The organism is Massilia sp. YIM B02769 (assembly GCF_030411995.1).
Lineage (GTDB): Bacteria > Pseudomonadota > Gammaproteobacteria > Burkholderiales > Burkholderiaceae_D > Telluria.
The window spans coordinates 172,408-191,294 of record NZ_JASNRC010000003.1 but is presented as its reverse complement, the minus strand read 5'-3'; the positions used below and the strand labels follow the sequence as shown (position 1 = coordinate 191,294).

Below are 18,887 nucleotides of genomic sequence, written 5' to 3'. Positions count from 1 at the left end.
TTACTTGATCATCGGGAGATTCAGGCCCTGGCGCTTGGCCGTCTCGATGGCGGATTCGTAGCCGGCATCGGCGTGGCGCATCACGCCCGAGCCGCTGTCGTTCACCAGCACGCGCGCCAGGCGCTTGGCGGCGTCGTCGGTGCCGTCGGCAACGATCACCACGCCCGAATGCTGCGAGTAGCCCATGCCCACGCCGCCGCCATGGTGCAGCGAGACCCAGGTGGCGCCGCCGGCCGTGTTCAGCATGGCGTTCAGCAGCGGCCAGTCGGAGACGGCGTCGGTGCCATCGCGCATGCTCTCGGTTTCGCGGTTCGGGCTGGCGACCGAGCCGGTGTCCAGGTGGTCGCGGCCGATGACGATCGGCGCCTTCAGTTCGCCCGTGCGCACCATCTCGTTGAATGCCAGGCCGGCCAGGTGGCGTTCGCCCAGGCCCAGCCAGCAGATACGCGCCGGCAGGCCCTGGAAAGCGATGCGCTCGCGCGCCATGTCGAGCCAGCGGTGCACCTGCGCATGGTGCGGGAACAATTCCTTGATCTTGGCGTCGGTTTTATAGATGTCTTCCGGGTCGCCGGACAGCGCCACCCAGCGGAAGGGACCGCGCCCTTCGCAGAACTGCGGGCGGATATAGGCCGGCACGAAGCCGGGGAAGTCGAAGGCGTTCTGCAGGCCATCGTCGAATGCCACCTGGCGGATGTTGTTGCCATAGTCGACCGCGTAGGCACCGAGTTCCTTGAAGTCGAGGATGGCCTGCACGTGCTTGGCGCAGGATGCGGCGGCGGCGGCTTTCAGGCGCGCGTGCTGCAATGGATCGCGCTGCGCCGCCTTCCACTCCTCGACCGTCCAGCCGCTCGGCAGGTAGCCGTTGATCAGGTCGTGGGCCGAGGTCTGGTCGGTGACCAGGTCCGGCACCAGGCCGCCCTCTTTCGCACGGCGTACCAGTTCCGGCAGCACCTCGGCGGCATTGCCGAGCAGGCCGATGGAGACGGCTTCGCGTTGTTCGGTGTGGTGCTTGATGAGGGCGATGGCCTCGTCGATGTCCTTCGCCTGCTTGTCGAGGTAGCGGGTGCGCAGGCGGAAGTCGATGCTGGTCTGCTGGCATTCGACGGTCAGCGAGACGGCGCCGGCGAAGGTGGCGGCCAGCGGTTGCGCGCCGCCCATGCCGCCCAGGCCGGCGGTGAGGATCCAGCGTCCGCCCCAGTCGCCATTGAAGTGCTGGCGGCCTGCTTCGGCAAAGGTTTCGTAGGTGCCCTGCACGATGCCCTGGGTGCCGATGTAGATCCAGCTGCCGGCCGTCATCTGGCCGTACATGAACAGGCCCTTGCGGTCGAGTTCGTTGAAATGCTCCCAGTTTGCCCACTTCGGCACCAGGTTCGAGTTGGCCAGCAGCACGCGCGGGGCGTTTTCGTGGGTCTGGAACACGCCGACCGGTTTGCCGGATTGAATGAGGAGGGTCTGGTCGTCTTCCAGCTCGCGCAGGGAGGCGAGGATCTGGTCGTAGCATTCCCAATTGCGCGCGGCGCGGCCGATGCCGCCATAGACCACCAGGCGCTGCGGGTCCTCGGCCACCTCGGCGTCGAGGTTGTTCTGCAGCATGCGGTAGGCGGCTTCGGTGAGCCAGCTCTTGCAGTGCAGCTCGGTGCCACGCGGGGCGCGGATGGTGCGCGTGGGGTCGAAGCGCGGATCGGTATCGGACGGGGGCGAGGCGTGGGTCATGGCAGCTCCTGGGTTGAGGATATGCTCAGAGTCTAGGTTGTCTATACAACAGCGTCAATCCATTTTGTCGCTCCTGCCTGCGACGGGACATCGGGCATGCCATGGTTCCGGCCCGGGGCGGCGACCGTAAGGTGGGCACTCCGTGCCCACGCGGTTACGTGCTCGTCCGTATTCCGCTGCCTGGAAACATCGCTCGCTAACGTTTGCGATAAACGTAACGCCAACAATTTGCTGTTTGAACCGCCAACAATATTCATCGTTCCGCGTGGGCACTTCGTGTTTGAGGCCCCCGGCCTCAAACACCCCACCGTACGGTTCACGCCGTCGAGTCCCGCCCGGCCGCGATTATTTCTGGTACACCTGCTTCCCTCCCACCCAGGTCTGCAGCACACCAGTCTTATAAATGTCGTAGGTCGGCATCTTGAACAAATCCTGGTCGACCACGATGAAGTCTGCCCACTTGCCCGGCTCCAGCGAGCCTAAGCTGTTTTCCGCGTGCCCCGCATAGGCTGCGTCAAGCGTGAAGCAGCGGAAGGCTTCCTTCAGCGACATCGCCTGGTTCGGATACCAGCCGGCAATCGGCTGGCCGGACGCATCCTGGCGCGTCACCGCGGCGTGGATGCCGAAGAAGGGATTCGGCGACTCCACCGGGAAGTCCGAGCCGCAGGCGATGCGCGAACCCTGGTGCAGGAAGCTGCGCCACGCATACGCGCCCTTGATACGCTCATGCCCGACACGCGTTTCCGCCATGTTCTTGTCCGAGGTGGCATGGGTCGGCTGCATCGACGGAATGATGCCGAGCGTCTTGAAGCGCACGATGTCGGCCTGGGTGACGACCTGGGCGTGCTCGATGCGGTGGCGCTGGGCCGCGCTCTTGGTGGCCGCCAGTTCCTTCTGGTAGATGTCGAGGATCTGGTGGTTGCCGGCGTCGCCGATGGCGTGCACGTTCACCTGGTAGCCGCGCGCCATCGCCTTTTTCATCATGGCGTCCATCTGCGCGGTTTTATGGAACAGCAAACCGTGCGAATGCGGCTCGTCGCTGTAGGGTTTGATCAGCGCCGCGCCGCGGCTGCCCAGGGCGCCGTCCGAATACAGCTTCACGGCACGCAGCGCGTACATGTCGTTGCCGTAGGTTTTCAGCGGGCCGTTCTTGGCCAACGCATCGAAGTCGCCTTCGGTGCCGCCGATCATCCCGTAGATGCGCGCGGTCAGTTTCCCCTGGTCGGCGTAGGCGCGGTACAGGCGGTCCTCCGCCACGCCCAGGCCGGCGTCGTGGGTACTGGTGACGCCGACTTTCGCCAGGGCGCCGAGCGCGCGGTCGAGCACGACGCGGCCTTCGGCTTCGGTCTGGGCCGGCAACACCTTGGTGACCAGTTCCTGCGCGGCGTCGACCAGCACGCCGGTGGCTTTACCGTTCGCATCGCGCACGATCTTGCCGCCGGCCGGGTCCGGCGTTTTATCGGTGATGCCGGCCGCCGCCAGCGCGCGGCTGTTGGCCCAGCCGGCGTGGCCGTCGACGCGCTCGAACCAGACCGGACGGTCGCTGACGACCGTGTCGGCATCGGCGGCGGTCGGGAAGCGGCCCAGCTTCCAGTTTTCCTGGTTCCAGCCGCGCCCGCGCAGCCAGCCCTGGCCGGCGTTCGCACGGCTATAGTCGGCGATGGCCTTCAGCGCGCCTTCCAGCGAGGTGGTTTGCGAGAGATCGAGCTGGGTCAGCATCTGGCCCAGGCCGAACACGTGGCCGTGGGCGTCGATCAGGCCCGGCAGCAGGGTCTTGCCGCCCATGTCGACGCGGCGTGCGCCCGGCGCCTTGGCGCTGACGTCGGCGGCGCTGCCGACGGCCAGGATCTTGCCCTGGGCATCAAAGGCGAGCGCCGTGAACTGCACCAGCTCACCCTCCTTGTTGAGCGTGTATCCGTTGGCGTTCTCGATCACCGTCTGCGCCTGTACCGACATGGCGGCGACCGCGGCAAATACGAACATGGAACACTGCTTCAGGGTGGGGCGCATGGACTCTCCGTTTTATTAAATAAATGCAAAACACGAGTGTAGCGAATCGCTGCCGCTTTGACACTGCCGTCAGACGCTCTGCGTGCATTTTTGGCTATCATGCGCGAAACCGACCTCAACCCTCCAGCACGGACTGCCCTTGAAACGACTTGCCCCCAGCTTTTTCCTGACCTTCGCTCTCCTCCACGGCGCCCAGGCCGCCGACTGGGACGCGCCCCAGGATCCTTTCCCCATCTACGGCGGCAGTTATTACGTCGGTCCCCAGGGCGTCGCGTCGGTGCTGATCACTTCAGCCAAAGGACATATCCTGATCGATGGCGGCACGCCGAAGTCGGCCGCCACCATCATCGAGCACATCCGCAGGCTCGGCTTCAAGCCGGAAGAAATCAAATATATCCTGGTCTCGCACGAACATGTCGACCATGCCGGCGGCCTGGCCCAGCTGCAGCGCGTGAGCGGCGCCACGGTACTTACCAGCCCTGCCGCGAAACCGGTGCTGGAAAGCGGCAAGCCGGACCGGGGCGACCCGCAGTTCGGCGCCCTGCCCGACATGGAGCCGGTGGAAAACGTGAAAGCCGTGCGCGACGGCGAAGTCGTGACCGTGGGGCCGCTGGCGGTGAAAGCCAACTACACTCCCGGCCATACCCAGGGCGGCATTACCTGGACCTGGACGGCGATCGAGCCGGTCGGCGCCATGAACATGGTGTACGCCGACAGCCTGAATGCCTTTGGCCTGAACGGCTTCCGCTACAGCGGCAACCCGCACTATCCAACCGCGAAAGCCGACATCGAACGCTCGATCGCGCGCGTGGCCGCCCTGCCCTGCGACATCTTGGTATCGGCCCACCCGGAAGCCAGCGGCCTGTTCGAGCGCCATGCGCGCCAGGCCAACGAAGGCAGTACCGCCTTCATCGACCGCGAGGCCTGCCGCCGCTATGCCGAGAGTGGCCGCCAGCGCCTGGAGAAGACGCTGGTGCAGGAGGCAGCGGCGAGAAAATAAGCAGCAACAACTAAGCGTCGTTCTTTTCCCTGTCAATCAACGTCCGCTTGCGTTCGATGCCCCAGCGGTAGCCCGACAAGCCGCCGTCATTGCGCACCACCCGGTGGCAGGGAATCGCCACCGCCACCGGATTCGCCGCGCAGGCGCCGGCCACCGCGCGCACCGCGTTCGGCGATCCGATGCGCTGCGCCAGCTCGGTATAACTCACCGTCACCCCGGCCGGGATCGCGCGCAGGGCATCCCATACGCGCTGCTGGAAAGCGGTGCCGCGCACGTCGAGCGGCAAGTCCAGGCCCAGGCGCGGCGCTTCCACGAAACCGACCACCAGCGCCACGGTACGCTCGAAACCGGCATCGGCGCCGACCAGCTGCGCTTTCGGAAACCGGTCCTGCAGGTCGTGCACCAGCGCTTCGGGCTCGTCGCCCATCAGGATCGCGCAGATGCCGCGGCCGGTGGACGCCACCAGGATCGCACCCAGCGAACAGGCGGCCACCGCGAAGCGGATCTCTTCGCCGGCGCCGCCGCTGCGAAAGCGCGCCGGCGCCATGCCCAGCATCGCATCGGCCCCGGCATAGAAGCGCGAGCTGGAATTGAAGCCGGCCGCGTACAAGGCGTCGGTCACCGGCGCGCCCTGCGTTAGGCCCTCGCGCACGCGCGCCGCGCGCACGGCGGCGGCATAGGCTTTCGGCGTCACGCCGGCCTGCGCCTTAAACACGCGGTGGAAGTGAAAGCGGCTCATGCCGGCCGCTGCCGCCAACGCATCCAGGCTCGGTTCTTCTTCGCTGGCTTCGATCAGGCGGCAGGCCGCGGCGACCAGCTGCGCCTGGCGTTCGGCCAGCGGCGGCAGGTTCGGCCGGCAGCGCAGGCAGGGGCGGAAGCCCGCGCTTTCGGCCGCTTCGCAGCTGGCGTGGAAGGTGACGTTCTGGCGCCGCGCCGGGCGTGCGCCGCAGGAGGGCCGGCAATACACGCCGGTCGTGCGCACCGAGTAATAGAAGGCGCCGTCGGCGGCGCGCTCGCGGCGCTGCACGGCGTCCCAGCGCGCTGCGTCGCTGGCATAAGGCTGGGGAAGATGTTCGCTTTTCATGGCGGCTCCTGGTTCGTATCCGGCCCTATCGTGGGGCCGGTGCGCCACGCGCGCACTCCAGCTCTTGCTTTCGAATTGCGATGCTAGAATCGCGGCTGACCGCAGCCATCATTATCGTCCTTCCGGAGAGCAGTTTGAACGAACAGAGCGCGCAAGCGAGTACCCCCATCTTCCAGCGTATCAAGGATTACCTGGTCGGCGAGATCGCGTCCGGCCGCTGGAAGGAAGGCGACCTCGTGCCCTCGGAGCAGGCGCTGGTGCGCCAGTTCGGGGTCTCGCGCATGACCGTCAACCGCGCCGTGCGCGAACTCACCGCCGAACAGGTGCTGACCCGGCGCCAGGGTTCGGGCACCTATGTGGCGCCGCAAAAATACCAGGCCACCCTGGTCGAGATCCGGAATATCGCCGACGAAGTGCGCGCGCGCGGCCACCGCCACCGCAGCAGCCTGCACCTGTTGGAAGCAGCGCCGGCAGGCGAGGCGCTGGCATTGCAGTTCGGCCTGGCGCCGGACAATCTCTTGTATCACTCGCTGATCGTGCACTTCGAGAACGAGGTGTCGATCCAGCTCGAAGACCGCTGGGTGAATCCGGCCTGCGCGCCCGATTACCTGGCCCAGGATTTCAATGCCATCACCCCCAATGAACACCTGATGGCGGTGGCGCCGCTGCAGGGCGCCACCTGGGCCATCGAATCGCTGGGCGCCCCGCGCGAGGTGGCCGAGCTGCTGGCCATCGAGGCCAAGGACCCCTGCCTGGTACTCAAGCGCAAGACGACGTCGGGCGGACAGGTGGCCTCCAGCGTGACCATGTGGCATCCGGGCCACCTGTACCAGTTCACCGGCAGCGTGGGCTAAGAACCCAAGCCGGGCTGTCACGCAACACCCGACAGTATTTTTTGGGCGGCATGCGCCACGCATGCCGCATCTCGCCCATAATTCCCTTCCAGTCAAAATTCTTTCAGAACCAAACGTATGAACGATGCCGCTGTTGCCAGTCCCGTCCAGCCGCCGCGCGTGCTGGTGCTCGACGACGACCGCTTCATGCTGGACGTGCTGACCGACATGCTGGAGCAGGTGGGCGTGCGCGAAGTGTTTGCCGAGGCCAGCACCCGGCGCGCCCTTGCCACCCTGGAAGAGCGCAGTCCGGACACCCTGATCTGCGACCTGGCCCTGCCCGACATGGATGGCATCGAGTTCCTGCAGGCTGCCGCGGCGCGCGGTTTCAATGGCCGTGTTATCTTACTTTCGGGTATGGATCAAGGGGTGCGCGACGCCGCCGGCGAGCTGGCGCGGGTGCTCGGCCTGCGCGTGGCGGGCACCTTCCGCAAGCCGATCGGACTGGACCAATTACGCTCGGCCGTGGCGAGTTAAGTTTTATACAAACGCCTGAACACTTTTCGGGAAAATGCGGTATTATTCGGCCTAAATCCCCCGCCTGACGTCCTCTTGACGCCCTTCCAATATTGAGTTTGCGCACATTGTCTCCACCATTGTGTTGCAACCCAGTTTTTAAAAAAATCGGAAGCCGGACGATCTTTTATAGTCTCCAGGCGTACATTGATCCTTTGAGGAAAACATGAGCGAAAACATTAAACACATCAGCGATGCTTCTTTCGAAACCGACGTGCTCAAGTCCGAGCGTCCGGTCCTGGTCGATTTCTGGGCCGAGTGGTGCGGTCCGTGCAAGATGATCGCCCCGATCCTCGAAGAAGTGGCAAAAGAATACGGCGACAAGATCACGATCGCGAAGATGGACGTCGACGCCAACCAGGCCGTGCCGGCCCAGTTCGGCATCCGTGGCATCCCGACCCTGATCCTGTTCAAGAACGGTGCTCCTGCAGCCCAGCAAGTTGGCGCCATCGCCAAAGGCAAGCTGAAGGATTTCATCGAAAGCAACATCTGATCAAACGTTCGCAGAACGTCTTGTAAAGAAAGCGGCGGCAGCGCGCCCGCACTGCCGCCATTGATCGGGTAGCCCGCCGTTTCCGGCCGCTTCCCCCTGACTAACCCACGCAGTCCCCTCCCCTACCTTTACTTTCCCGTCACGGGACACCCACATAACATGCACTTATCTGAACTGAAGGCAATGCACGTCTCCGCCCTTCTGGAGATGGCAATCAGCCTCGACATCGACAACGCAGCGCGCCTGCGCAAACAAGAACTGATGTTCGCCATCCTGAAGAAGCGCGCCAAGCAGGGCGAGCAGATCTTCGGCGACGGCGCACTCGAAGTCCTGCCCGACGGCTTCGGTTTCCTGCGTTCGCCCGATGCGAGCTACATGGCCTCGACCGACGACATCTACATCTCGCCGTCGCAGATCCGCCGCTTCAACCTGCATACGGGTGACTCGATCGAAGGCGAAGTGCGCACCCCGAAGGATGGCGAGCGCTACTTCGCACTGGTAAAGGTGGACAAGGTCAACGGCGAATCGCCGGAAGCCTCGAAACACCGCATCCTGTTCGAAAACCTGACGCCGCTGCACCCGAACGAGCCGCTGCGCCTCGAGCGCGACATGAACGGCGCCGAAAACATCACCGGCCGTATCGTCGACCTGATCTCGCCGATCGGCAAGGGCCAGCGCGGTCTGCTGGTGGCCTCGCCGAAGTCCGGCAAGTCGGTCATGCTGCAGCACATCGCCCACGCGATCACCGCGAACCACCCGGACGTTACCCTGATCGTCCTGCTGATCGACGAGCGTCCTGAAGAAGTGACGGAAATGCAGCGCTCGGTGCGCGGCGAAGTCGTCGCCTCGACCTTCGATGAACCGGCCACCCGCCACGTACAGGTTGCCGAGATGGTGCTGGAAAAGGCCAAGCGCCTGGTCGAGATGAAGAAGGACGTGGTCATCCTGCTGGACTCGATCACCCGCCTGGCGCGCGCCTACAACACCGTGATCCCGGCCTCGGGCAAGGTCCTGACCGGCGGTGTCGACGCCAACGCCCTGCAGCGTCCGAAGCGTTTCTTCGGCGCCGCCCGTAACGTGGAAGAAGGCGGCTCGCTGACCATCGTCGCGACCGCCCTGATCGAAACCGGCTCGCGCATGGACGACGTGATCTACGAGGAATTCAAGGGCACCGGCAACATGGAAGTCCACCTCGAGCGCCGCCTGGCCGAGAAGCGCGTCTATCCGGCCATCAACCTGAACAAGTCGGGCACCCGCCGCGAGGAACTGCTGATCAAGCCGGACCAGCTGCAAAAGATCTGGATCCTGCGCAAGTTGCTGTACTCGATGGACGAGATCGAGGCGATGGAGTTCATCCTCGACAAGATGCGTGCGACGAAGACCAATGTGGAATTCTTCGACATGATGCGCCGCGGCGGGTAATTCCGGCCAACAGCATCGTGAAAGGCGGCTTCGGCCGCCTTTTTTATTCATGCGTATCGATAACGTATCCGTTATGGCGAACGCAACCGTACGGTGGGCACCCCGTGCCCACGCGGAAATGTGCATCGTGGCTGCTCCCTCCGACGCGAATCATGTGATCAGCGGCCAACGCTCGCTCAAGCGTCACGTTGACTCCACGTTCCGCGTGGGCACGGAGTGCCCACCGTACGATCACCCGATCGGCCACACATCCGCCGCCGCAATTCCTGGAACGGTTGCCTCAACCGCCGGAGCGTTTTATAATCGTGGGTTCAGTACCTCAACCCCTGGCAAGTGATCGGCAATCGGGTCAAGAAGCAGAGCGACCGACGAAGTGCTGTTTGGCTACCAAACAAACCAAGGCAAAACCATGAAGACCGATACCCATCCAGATTACCGCGAAGTCCTGTTCCACGACGTGTCGTGCGACTTCAAGTTCATCACCCGTTCGACCATCGCTACCCGCGAAACCGCGACCTACGAAGGTAAAGAATACCCACTGATCAAGATCGAGGTGTCGGCTGAATCGCACCCGTTCTACACCGGCAAGCACAAGATCGTCGACACCGCTGGCCGCGTCGAGAAGTTCCGCCAGAAGTTCGGCTCGGTCGGTTCGAAGACCTCGGTCGCGAACGGCTAAGCAACACAGCAAGTCAATCTTCCGCGCGCCTCCAGCAGGCGCTGTGCGAGATACGAGAAGAAGCCGGTTTCCGGCTTCTTTTTTTTCGTCTTTCCAATCGCCGCTATACTAGCGCGACATTTATTTCGCATCAGACTTATCGATGAAACCAGTCCGCCTCCCCGCCGCCGCCACGCTGGCCCTGCCGCGCTGGGCGCTGTACGCGCTCGGCATGCTGTATATCCTGCCGGGACTGATCGGCCGCGACCCGTGGAAGGATGACGCCGGCAGCTTCGGCATCATGTGGACGATGGCACGCGGCGGCCTGCACGATTGGCTCTACCCGAACATCGCCGGCCTCGCCGTCAACGACGAAGGCCCGCTCGCCTTCTGGCTGGGCGCCATCTGCATCAAGCTGTTCGGCTGGCTGCTGGGCGACGTGCTGGCCGCACGCGTCTCGAATATCGGTATCTTTGTCCTCGGCACCATGTCGCTGTGGTACACCGCCTTCCACCTGGGACGGCGTCCGGAAGCCCAGCCGCTGCGCCTGGCCTTCGGCGGCCAGCCCGAACCCGACGACTATGGCCGCACCCTGGCCGACACCGCCGTGCTGGTCTACCTCGGCTCGCTTGGCCTCTTGCTGTACAGCCACGAAACCCTGGCCGTCACCCTGCAGGGCTCGCTGATCGCCTACTTCCTGTACCGCGCCGTGCGCTACGTCGAGAACGCCAGCGTGCGCAATGCCGCCCTGGTCGGCCTGGCGCTGGGCGCCCTGACCCTGACGCGCGGCCCGCTGTCGCCGATCGCGCTGGTGATCGCCCTCTTCCTCGGCGCCCGCTTCTTCCGCCTGCCCGCGCGCACGTCGCTGCGCCACATGGCCCTGGCCGCAGGCGTGGCCCTGCTGCTGACCCTGGTGTGGGTGCTGCCGGCGAGCATCGTCCAGCCCTACGGCCAGTCGCCGGTGCCGGCCTGGACGGCCTGGAACCTGAACGAGCTGAGCCTGCCGAACTGGACCTCGATCAGCGCCTTCTTCCGCGTCGGCGTGTGGTTCTTCTGGCCGGCCTGGCCGTTCGCCGGCTGGGCGATCTGGGCCTGGCGCCGCCAGCAGAACCTGCTGCACATCGTGCTGCCCCTGACTTTCCTCGGCGCCCTGACCCTGGTGATCCTGTGCGACCCGTCGCCGGAAAACGGCGACCTGCTCAAGCTGCTGCCGCCGCTGGCCCTGATGGCCGCCTTCGGCCTGCCGACCATGAAACGCGGCGCCATCAACGCCATCGACTGGTTCTCGGTGATGGTGCTGACCACCCTCGCCGCCCTGGTCTGGCTGTTCTGGATCGCCAAGCTGACCGGCTGGCCGGCCCAGCTCGCCCACAACGCCCTGAAACTGGTGCCGGGCTTCAAGCCGGAATTCGGCATCATCTCCTTCCTGGTGGCAGCCGGCGGCACGGTCGGCTGGATCGTGCTGGTGCGCTGGCGCGTGTCGCGCCAGCCATCCGTGCTGTGGCGCGCCGTGGTGCTGTCGTCCAGCGGCCTGATCCTGCTGTGGGTGTTGCTGATGACCCTGTTCCTGCCGGACCTGAACTACCGCAGGAGCTATGCCGGCGTGGCCCAGGCCATCGCTGCCAAGCTGCCGCCGAACGCCAACTGCATCGACACGAATGTGAGCGCCGCCCAGCGCGCCTCGTTCGCCTACTTCGGCCGCCTGCCGTTTGCCGGCATGGAAGGCGGACAATGCGACTACGTGCTGCTGCAGGACAGCGTCAGGACGCGCGCCAAGGCGGACGACAAAGCCGACAACAAGGCAGACAGCAAGGCGGACGACGATCGTGCCAACGGCAAGCCCGGCGACAAGCGCGCCCTGGCGCAGCGCCTGGACACGGGCCGTGCCACGCTGTTGTGGGAAGGCCGCCGCGCCTCGGACCGCGACGAGCGTTTCCGCCTCTATCGCCGCCGCTGAGCGCCCGGCGCCTGATCGATACCGCCCTCCGGCACCCGCCGCAGGGCGGTTTTTTCATGGCGCCCGCGCCGTGCGCCGCCGCGCCAGCGCCCCCGCCGCCAGGCCGGCCAGCAGCAACGCAAAGGCGGGCGCTTCCGGCACCGGCGACACCGCCAGGTCGGCGCCGAAACTGCCGCCGCCGCTGCCCAGCACCAGCCCGTCGACGCGCACCGCGTAAGCCCCGGTCGGCAAGTCGTAGGCCGCCAGCGACCAGGAATCCGGGGCGCCGTCGCCGAAGCCGGTACCGTCGATGCCGGCAATGGCCGGGCCGATCACGGCCAGCGTGGCGGGATCGTAGCGGTACAGGCTGAGGGCAAGGATGTCGAGGTCCTTGCCCAGCGGCGAATTCAGGAAGGAGGACGTCACCGAGGCCGCCGCATCGAAAGGCAGGCCGGCGACATCGAAGGTAAACAGCTCGGTGAAGGCGCGGCCGGACTCGGCGGCCGTGAAGCCGTCGCCGAAATGGGCGTTGAAGCCGCCGGCGCCGTCGCCGATGGCCACGACCGGCGTGCTGCGCTCGATCGTTTGCGCGGCGGCATCGGGACCGGCACAGGCGGCGTTCGCCAGCAGGCCGGCGAACAGCAGGGAAGTCTTGTTCATATGCACTCCATCGACAAAGGTCGTGACGCGGCGCGGCGGCACGCTCGCGCCGCCCCTCATGCTTTGAGCGGATGACAGGGCCGGACGTTTGCTTCGGACCGTCCCCCTCCTTGAGTCAGCTCAATCCGGGACCATATACGGGGCAGACAATGGCAGGCAGTGCCATCGTCATCCGACGTTCGCACCATGGAGGACACAACATGAAAAGCGTAATGTTTTCGGAAGTCGTGCCGGCGCAGCGCAACGCCGGCCTGCTGCGCACGCTGTCGCCGCTGACGGCATACGGCCTGACGGTGGCCATCGGCATGCCGCTGCTGGTGCTGGCGATGCACCTGTTCGACCCGACCGCCCCGCTCGCCTGGATCGTGCTGCCGGTGCTGGCCGGCCTGGCCTTGCCCCTGTGCATCAGCGCCCCCGGACGGCTCGACGTCAACACCCGCTTCGACGCCTGCCACATGGCCGATACGCTCGACGCCACCCTCGCCGCGCTCGGCTACGCCCGCAGCGACGCCGGCCCGGGCCTGCTGCGCTATGCCAAGGCCGCACGGCCGACCTGGCGCAACCGGGCGCAGAACGTGAATGTCCGGGTGCATGCGCATGCGCTGGAAGTGATCGGGCCGATTCCCGTCCTGCGCGCATTGCAAAAGGCGCTGGCCGGCTAGCCTCCGGTTCACGGCCTCTGTTGTAAACTGGTCAGCACCGGAATTGGTGTGCTAATATGCGGCCTCGTTGTGTGCCAGGCCTCTGTGGCGGAATTGGTAGACGCACTTGACTCAAAATCAAGCGCCGTAAGGCGTGCCGGTTCGATTCCGGCCGGAGGCACCAGCCGGAGCACAACACCGACATTCAGCAATACGACAAGACCGCGTTTCTTTTTGGAGAACGCGGTTTTTTCTTTTTCCGGCCTGGGTTTGCGAATGCCGATGCCACACTTGCCCGGGGGAGCATTACTTGCCTGCCTGAACAGCCCAGTTGTCGTAGGTGCGATCGATCCGCTTCAGCGTACCATCGCGCCCGAGCGCGGCAAACGCATCGTTCAGGCGCCCGATCACCGCATCCGGCACACCGGGGTTACAAGCCAGGAACACATCCTGGCGGCTGAATGTAAACACGGGCACGATCCTGCCCTTCCACCCGTTATGCTCAAGCACCATGCTGCCGCGCCGTAGCGATGCCGCCCACAAATCGATGCGTCCGAGCAGCAGCTTCTGCGGATTGATCAAATCGTGCGGGGCGGTATCGACCAGGAAGCCGCGGCTGCGCAGGTAATCGTCGCGCGCATCGCCCCGATACGTGCCTATCCGGTAGGGCCGTGCATCTTCCAACGAGGCCAGCGCGATGCGGCGGTCGGCGCGCGCCATCAGCACCCACTGCGCGCTGTCGCTCGGGCCGACCCACTTGAACAGGGCTTCGCGCTCGGGCGTACGGGTGGTGGAGTAGACGCAGGCATCCAGGCGTTCGCGGGCGGCGGCATAGGCGCGCTTCCAGGGCAGCGTCTCGATCGTGTAGGCCACGCCGGCGCGTGCCATGGCCGCGCGCACTTTATCGGTGGCGATCCCGACCACCCGGCCGCTGGCGTCGCGCATGCTCGATGGCGCCGCCTCCTCGGTGGCAATGTAGAGGGCGCCCGGGTGTTGCGGCGCCTGGGCGGCGCGTGCGGGCAAGGATGCGGACAAAAGCGCAGCCAGGGCCAGATACACGGCACCCAAGGTGATTCGCTGTACTTGCATGATGCCGCCCTCCTGGTACGTGGTCGATCATGGAAAAAGCCTGATGTTCCAGGTCATCCCATCCAGTCAGCATACCCGAAGGAAGTATGGCAACGCTAACTCTTGCACACTTGGTCGCAAGCACGCGACACATGCGATAACAGCCTTATAAGTTTTCCCAATAAACTCAAGACTTTCCATACGGAAAATGTCATACTCAATGGCATCCGCTCTGATTTCGTTTTTACTGATTTAGCCTTACCGAAAGACGCCATGCCGCTTTTCACGTTGCCCGATGACCCGTCGCTGCTCAGCTACGGCATCTACGATTCCAAGCTCGTGCTGTTGTCGCTGCTTGTGGCGATCTTTTCTTCGTGGATGGGCCTGCAGATCGCCGGCCAGGCGCGTCAGCGCAGCAGCCAGCGCACGGTCTTCCTGCTGACCGGCAGCCTGGCGCTGGGCGCCGGGGTCTGGGCCATGCACTTCATCGGCATGCTGGCCTTTAACCTGTGCACCCAGGTTGCCTACAACCCGATGACCACCATCCTGTCTAGCCTGCCGAGCATCTTCGCCTCCTACGTCGCCCTGAGCCTGATCGCGCGCGAACGCCTGGGCGGCTGCGGCCTGCTGGTCGGCGGCGTGCTGGTCGGCGCCGGCATCGGCGCCATGCACTATGCCGGCATGGAAGGCATGCAGATGGGCCTGGAGCTGCGCTACGACCCGTATATTTTCGTGCTGTCGATCGTGGTGGCTGTGGTGCTGGCCACGCTGGCGCTGTGGGTGCGTTTCGGCCTGCGCCGCTTTGCCCGCCTGGGCGAGAACCAGCGCCTGCTGGTGGCGGCCACCGTGATGGGCTGCGCCATCTCGGGCATGCACTACACCGGCATGGCCGCCGCACGCTTCGTCGGCCGCATCGATCCGAACGCCCCGGCCTCGTCCGACACCACCGCGCTAGCGCTCGGCATCTCCCTGATCACCGTGCTGTTCACGGTGCTGGTGCTGGCCGCCAACGGCCTGCTGCGCTACCGCCGCCTGTACGGCGAACTGTCGCGCAGCGAAGCCTGGATGCGCGCCCTGCTCACCACCACCATCGACGGAGTGATCACGATCGACCGCGCCGGCACCATCCTCGAATTCAATGCCTCGGCCGAGAAGATCTTCGGCTGGCGCCGCGACGAGATCGTGGGCGGCAACGTGCGCCTCCTGATGACCGAGGAGGAGCGCAACAACAGCGCCGGCCTGCTCGGCTACCTGGCCGACAGCGCCACGCCCGCTCCCAACAACGCCGAGGTCGAGGCCCTGCGCCGCGACGGCAGCCTGGTGCCGATCCGCTTCGCGGTCGGCCACGCGCCGCTCGAAGACCAGGAATTGTTCGTCTGCTTCGTCACCGACATCACCGAGCGGCGCGAGATGGTGCAGGCGCTGCGCGCCAGCGAGCAGCAGTTCCGCTCCCTGATCGGCACCATTCCCGGCATCTCCTACCGCAGCCGCATCGAAGGCACGCATCCGATGGTGTTCATCAGTGACGCCGTCGAGCGCGTGGCCGGCTACCCGGCGCGTGACTTCATCGGCGACCCGCCCGGCGCCGCGCCACGCCGCTGCTTCGGCGCCCTGATCCACGCTGCCGACCGCGTGCGCGTGTCGGAAGCCATCGAGACCGCCCTGCGCGAAGACCGCCCCTGGCTGGTCGAATACCGCCTGCTGCACGCCGACGGCAGCACCCGCTGGCTGTGGGAGAACGGCACCGCCGTGCGCGACGACGACGGCAAGCTGGCCTGGCTCGACGGCGTGATCCTCGACATCAGCGAGCGCCGCATGATGGAAGAAGCGCTGCGCGACGCCAAGGACAACGCCGAGCAGGCCGCCGCCGCGCGTGCGACGTTCGTGGCCAACATGAGCCACGAGATCCGCACCCCGATGAACGCCATCCTCGGTTTCACCGACGTGCTGCTCGACGGCGAACTGGCCCCGAACCAGCGGCGCCACCTCGACACCGTGCGCAACGCCGGCCGCTCGCTCTTGCGCCTGCTGAACGAGATCCTGGACACCGCCAAGCTGGAAAAAGGCGCGGTCGAACTCGAGATCAACGATTTCAATTTGCTGTCCCTGATCGACGAACTGTCGTCGACGCTGGCGGCGAACGCGCGCGCCAAGGGCCTGCACGTCGACATCCACTACGACCCGGCGCTGCCGACCAACCTGCGCGGCGATGAGCTGCGCATACGCCAGGTGCTGACCAACCTGCTCGACAACGCGATCAAGTTCACCGCCGCCGGCAGCGTGGTGCTGCGCGCCGAAGCCCAGGGCGACCAGCTGCATTTCAGCGTGAAGGACACCGGCATCGGCATCGCGCCCGAGCGCCTGGACGCGATCTTCGATCCCTTCACCCAGGCAGACGCCTCGATGACGCGCCGCTTCGGCGGCACCGGCCTGGGCACCACCATCAGCAAGCAGCTGGTCGAGCTGATGGGCGGGAAGATCTGGGCCGAGAGCACGGTCGGCGAAGGCACCACCTTCCACGTGCTGCTGCCGCTGATGGTAGCGCGCTTCGCGCCGCAGCAGGCGCGCGTGCGCACCGCCGCCGCCTTGCCGCGCCTGCGCGTGCTGGTGGCCGACGACGTGCCGCAGAACCTGGAACTGTTGCAGCTCTTGATGGCGCGCCGCGGCCACACCATGACCGGCGCCTCGGACGGCGCCCAGGTGGTGGAGCTGGCCGCGCGCCAGGACTTCGACCTGATCCTGATGGACTTCCAGATGCCGACCATCGACGGCCTGCGCGCCACGCGCCTGATCCGCGAACAGGCCGAAGCGGCCGGCCGCCCGCGCGTGCCTGTGATCGCCATGACCGCCAGCGTGCTGGCCGAGCACCGCCGCGCCAGCGCGGAAGTGGGCATGGACGGTTTCGCCTCCAAGCCGGTCGACTGGTTCACGCTCTCGCATGAAATCGCGCGCGTGCTCGGCATCGGCTCGAACGCGGCCCAGGATGCGCCGGCGGTCGGGCGCCAGGCCTGGAACCGCATGGGCGGCGTGCACCGCTGGGGCGGCAAGGAAGACGCCTACCTGGAAGCGCTGGCCCACTTCCACGCCCAGCACGCGCTGCTGCCGCAGTTCCTGCGCGGCTTTGCCGACGGCGCCGACTACCCGTCGCTGCGCATGCTGGCGCACAAGGTGCGCGGCGTGGCCGCGAACCTCGGCCTGGAACTGCTGAGCGATGCGCTGGCCGAACTGGAAACCCTGGCCGAAGGCGACAAGGGCCAGCAGCTGGCCACCCTGGCCCTGCTGCCGCAGGCGCTGGACGGGGTCGATGCCGCCCATGCGGAAGTACTGGCGCTGGTCCGCCACCAGCAGCCTGCCGCCGCACCTGCGGCAAATGCTGCCGGCGAGAGCGTCGACCTGGCGCGCGCGCGCCGCGCCGGCGGCCTGCTGCACGATGCCCTGGCCCGCGGCGCCCTCGACGACGCGGCCCTGGCCGGGCTGGCGGCGGCGCTGGCCGGCCACCCGGTGGCCGCGCGCGTGACGCAGGTCCAGGCCGCCCTGGCCGATTTCGACTTCGACCTCGCCCAGCAGCAGCTCGACGCCGTGCTGATCGCGCTCGAAACCCTAGACGATGTAACGCCACAGGAAACGATGCAATGAGCAACAACACCACCCGCCCGCTGATCCTGGCGGTCGACGACGAAGCCAGCAACCTGCAGCTGCTGCGCCAGATTTTGCAGGACCACTACCGCCTGCTGTTTGCCAAGGACGGCGCGCGCGCGCTGGAACTGGCGGCCAAGGAGCGCCCCGACCTGGTGCTGCTCGACGTGATGATGCCGGGGATGAGCGGCTACGAAGTCTGCGCCGCGCTGAAGGCCGATCCGATGACGGCGCCGATTCCGGTGGTGTTCGTCACCGCTCTCACCGACACCGCCGACGAACTCGAAGGCTTCGAGGCCGGCGCCGTCGACTACATCACCAAGCCGGTCAGCCCGCCGCTGGTGCGCGCGCGCGTGCGCACCCATTTGTCGCTGGTGCGCACCGAGGAACTGAAGGCCTCGCGCCTGGCGATCGTCCAGCGCCTGGGCCTGGCCGCCGAGTACAAGGACAACGAGACCGGCCTGCACGTGATCCGCATGAGCCACTTCGCGCGCATCCTGGGCCTGGCGGCCGGCATGACAGAAGAAGAAGCCGACGATTTGCTGCACGCCGCGCCGATGCACGACGTCGGCAAGATCGGCATCCCCGACCGCATCCTGCAAAAGGCCGGCCCGCTCGATCCGGACGAGTGGAAGATCATGCAGAGCCACGCCACCATCGGCGCCGAGATCATCGGCCAGCACGAAGGCGGCATGCTGAAGCTGGCGCACGACATCGCCATGACCCACCACGAGAAGTACGACGGCAGCGGCTATCCGAACAAGCTGGCGGGCGAGCAGATTCCGCTCACCGGCCGCATCGTCGCGATCGCCGACGTGTTCGACGCCCTGACCTCGGTGCGCCCCTACAAGCGGGCCTGGAGCGAGGAGGAGGCGGTGGAGTACCTGGTCGGGCAGAAGGGCAAGCACTTCGACCCGGCGCTGGTCGATTTGTTCGTGGCCCAGCTGCCGGCGATCCGTACCGTGCGGCTGCGCTGGGCGGAGAAGGTGGAGGCGGAGGCGCAGGCGGCCTGATTTGGTACCGCGTGTCGAAAACCTGCCGGGCGCTGCGCGGCGCTATTTCGATACATCCTGTGACGTACCGCGTGGGTTCGGGAGCCCACCCTACGAAACAAGAACGACAACAACGAAAGCAAAAGGGGCGCACTGCGCCCCTTT

At 65.9% G+C, this 18,887-nt stretch carries 15 protein-coding genes and 1 tRNA gene; 11 read left to right on the top strand and 5 right to left on the bottom strand.

All coding sequences use genetic code 11. The annotated features are described in order from the left end of the window. Positions 1 to 1,713 carry a urocanate hydratase gene (gene hutU / locus QPK31_RS05955; RefSeq protein ID WP_290422025.1) on the bottom strand — a complete coding sequence of 571 codons (1,713 nt, stop codon included), beginning with the start codon at positions 1,711 to 1,713 and terminating at the stop codon, positions 1 to 3. A 345-nt stretch (positions 1,714 to 2,058) separates the two neighbouring features. Beyond that, positions 2,059 to 3,723, bottom strand: coding sequence for an amidohydrolase (locus QPK31_RS05950; RefSeq protein ID WP_290422024.1), 1,665 nt, complete (start codon positions 3,721 to 3,723; stop codon positions 2,059 to 2,061). A 139-nt stretch (positions 3,724 to 3,862) separates the two neighbouring features. Between QPK31_RS05950 and bla the strand changes: the two genes are divergently transcribed. Then, positions 3,863 to 4,723 carry a subclass B3 metallo-beta-lactamase gene (gene bla, locus QPK31_RS05945; protein WP_290422023.1) on the top strand — a complete coding sequence of 287 codons (861 nt, stop codon included), beginning with the start codon at positions 3,863 to 3,865 and terminating at the stop codon, positions 4,721 to 4,723. A gap of 10 nt (positions 4,724 to 4,733) precedes the next feature. Here bla and ada read toward each other — a convergent pair whose 3' ends face one another. Beyond that, positions 4,734 to 5,807 carry a bifunctional DNA-binding transcriptional regulator/O6-methylguanine-DNA methyltransferase Ada gene (gene ada / locus QPK31_RS05940; protein ID WP_290422022.1) on the bottom strand — a complete coding sequence of 358 codons (1,074 nt, stop codon included), beginning with the start codon at positions 5,805 to 5,807 and terminating at the stop codon, positions 4,734 to 4,736. Positions 5,808 to 5,941: 134 nt separating this feature from the next. On the opposite strand from ada, the gene hutC reads away from it, so the two are divergent. From hutC to QPK31_RS05910, 6 genes are all read left to right on the top strand, one after another. Then, positions 5,942 to 6,661 (top strand): histidine utilization repressor, encoded by a 720-nt coding sequence (hutC, locus tag QPK31_RS05935; protein ID WP_290422021.1) that lies wholly within the window; start codon positions 5,942 to 5,944, stop codon positions 6,659 to 6,661. A gap of 117 nt (positions 6,662 to 6,778) precedes the next feature. Continuing rightward, positions 6,779 to 7,177, top strand: coding sequence for a response regulator (locus tag QPK31_RS05930; protein ID WP_290422020.1), 399 nt, complete (start codon positions 6,779 to 6,781; stop codon positions 7,175 to 7,177). Between the two features lie 205 nt (positions 7,178 to 7,382). After that, positions 7,383 to 7,709 carry a thioredoxin TrxA gene (gene trxA, locus QPK31_RS05925; RefSeq protein ID WP_290422019.1) on the top strand — a complete coding sequence of 109 codons (327 nt, stop codon included), beginning with the start codon at positions 7,383 to 7,385 and terminating at the stop codon, positions 7,707 to 7,709. Positions 7,710 to 7,868: 159 nt separating this feature from the next. Next, positions 7,869 to 9,131, top strand: coding sequence for a transcription termination factor Rho (gene rho / locus QPK31_RS05920; protein ID WP_229437455.1), 1,263 nt, complete (start codon positions 7,869 to 7,871; stop codon positions 9,129 to 9,131). A 409-nt stretch (positions 9,132 to 9,540) separates the two neighbouring features. Further along, entirely contained in the window at positions 9,541 to 9,810 is a 270-nt protein-coding gene (locus tag QPK31_RS05915; RefSeq protein ID WP_290422018.1) for a type B 50S ribosomal protein L31, read from the top strand. Positions 9,811 to 9,952: 142 nt separating this feature from the next. Then, the gene (locus QPK31_RS05910; protein ID WP_290422017.1) at positions 9,953 to 11,746 is read left to right on the top strand and encodes a glycosyltransferase family 39 protein; all 1,794 of its coding nucleotides are present in this window, start codon (positions 9,953 to 9,955) and stop codon (positions 11,744 to 11,746) included. Positions 11,747 to 11,800: 54 nt separating this feature from the next. Here the strand turns inward: QPK31_RS05910 and QPK31_RS05905 are convergent, their stop codons facing one another. After that, complete coding sequence (locus QPK31_RS05905; protein WP_290422016.1) at positions 11,801 to 12,385, bottom strand: FxDxF family PEP-CTERM protein; 585 nt, start codon at positions 12,383 to 12,385, stop codon at positions 11,801 to 11,803. Between the two features lie 200 nt (positions 12,386 to 12,585). On the opposite strand from QPK31_RS05905, the gene QPK31_RS05900 reads away from it, so the two are divergent. Both QPK31_RS05900 and QPK31_RS05895 read left to right on the top strand, forming a co-directional pair. Continuing rightward, positions 12,586 to 13,047, top strand: coding sequence for a hypothetical protein (locus tag QPK31_RS05900; protein ID WP_290422015.1), 462 nt, complete (start codon positions 12,586 to 12,588; stop codon positions 13,045 to 13,047). A gap of 78 nt (positions 13,048 to 13,125) precedes the next feature. Further along, positions 13,126 to 13,210 (top strand) — tRNA-Leu (locus QPK31_RS05895). Between the two features lie 122 nt (positions 13,211 to 13,332). Here QPK31_RS05895 and QPK31_RS05890 read toward each other — a convergent pair. Continuing rightward, on the bottom strand, positions 13,333 to 14,115 hold the full coding sequence (locus QPK31_RS05890) for an ABC transporter substrate-binding protein (RefSeq protein WP_290422014.1): 783 nt from the start codon (positions 14,113 to 14,115) through the stop codon (positions 13,333 to 13,335). 252 nt (positions 14,116 to 14,367) lie between these two features. Here QPK31_RS05890 and QPK31_RS05885 point away from each other — a divergent pair, with 252 nt between their 5' ends. Together QPK31_RS05885 and QPK31_RS05880 are read left to right on the top strand one after the other, a co-directional pair. Further along, the gene (locus QPK31_RS05885; protein ID WP_290422013.1) at positions 14,368 to 17,730 is read left to right on the top strand and encodes an MHYT domain-containing protein; all 3,363 of its coding nucleotides are present in this window, start codon (positions 14,368 to 14,370) and stop codon (positions 17,728 to 17,730) included. Then, positions 17,727 to 18,743 (top strand): two-component system response regulator, encoded by a 1,017-nt coding sequence (locus QPK31_RS05880; protein ID WP_290422012.1) that lies wholly within the window; start codon positions 17,727 to 17,729, stop codon positions 18,741 to 18,743. The genes QPK31_RS05885 and QPK31_RS05880 overlap by 4 nt, the downstream gene beginning before the upstream one ends. The last annotated feature ends 144 nt before the right edge of the window (positions 18,744 to 18,887 follow it).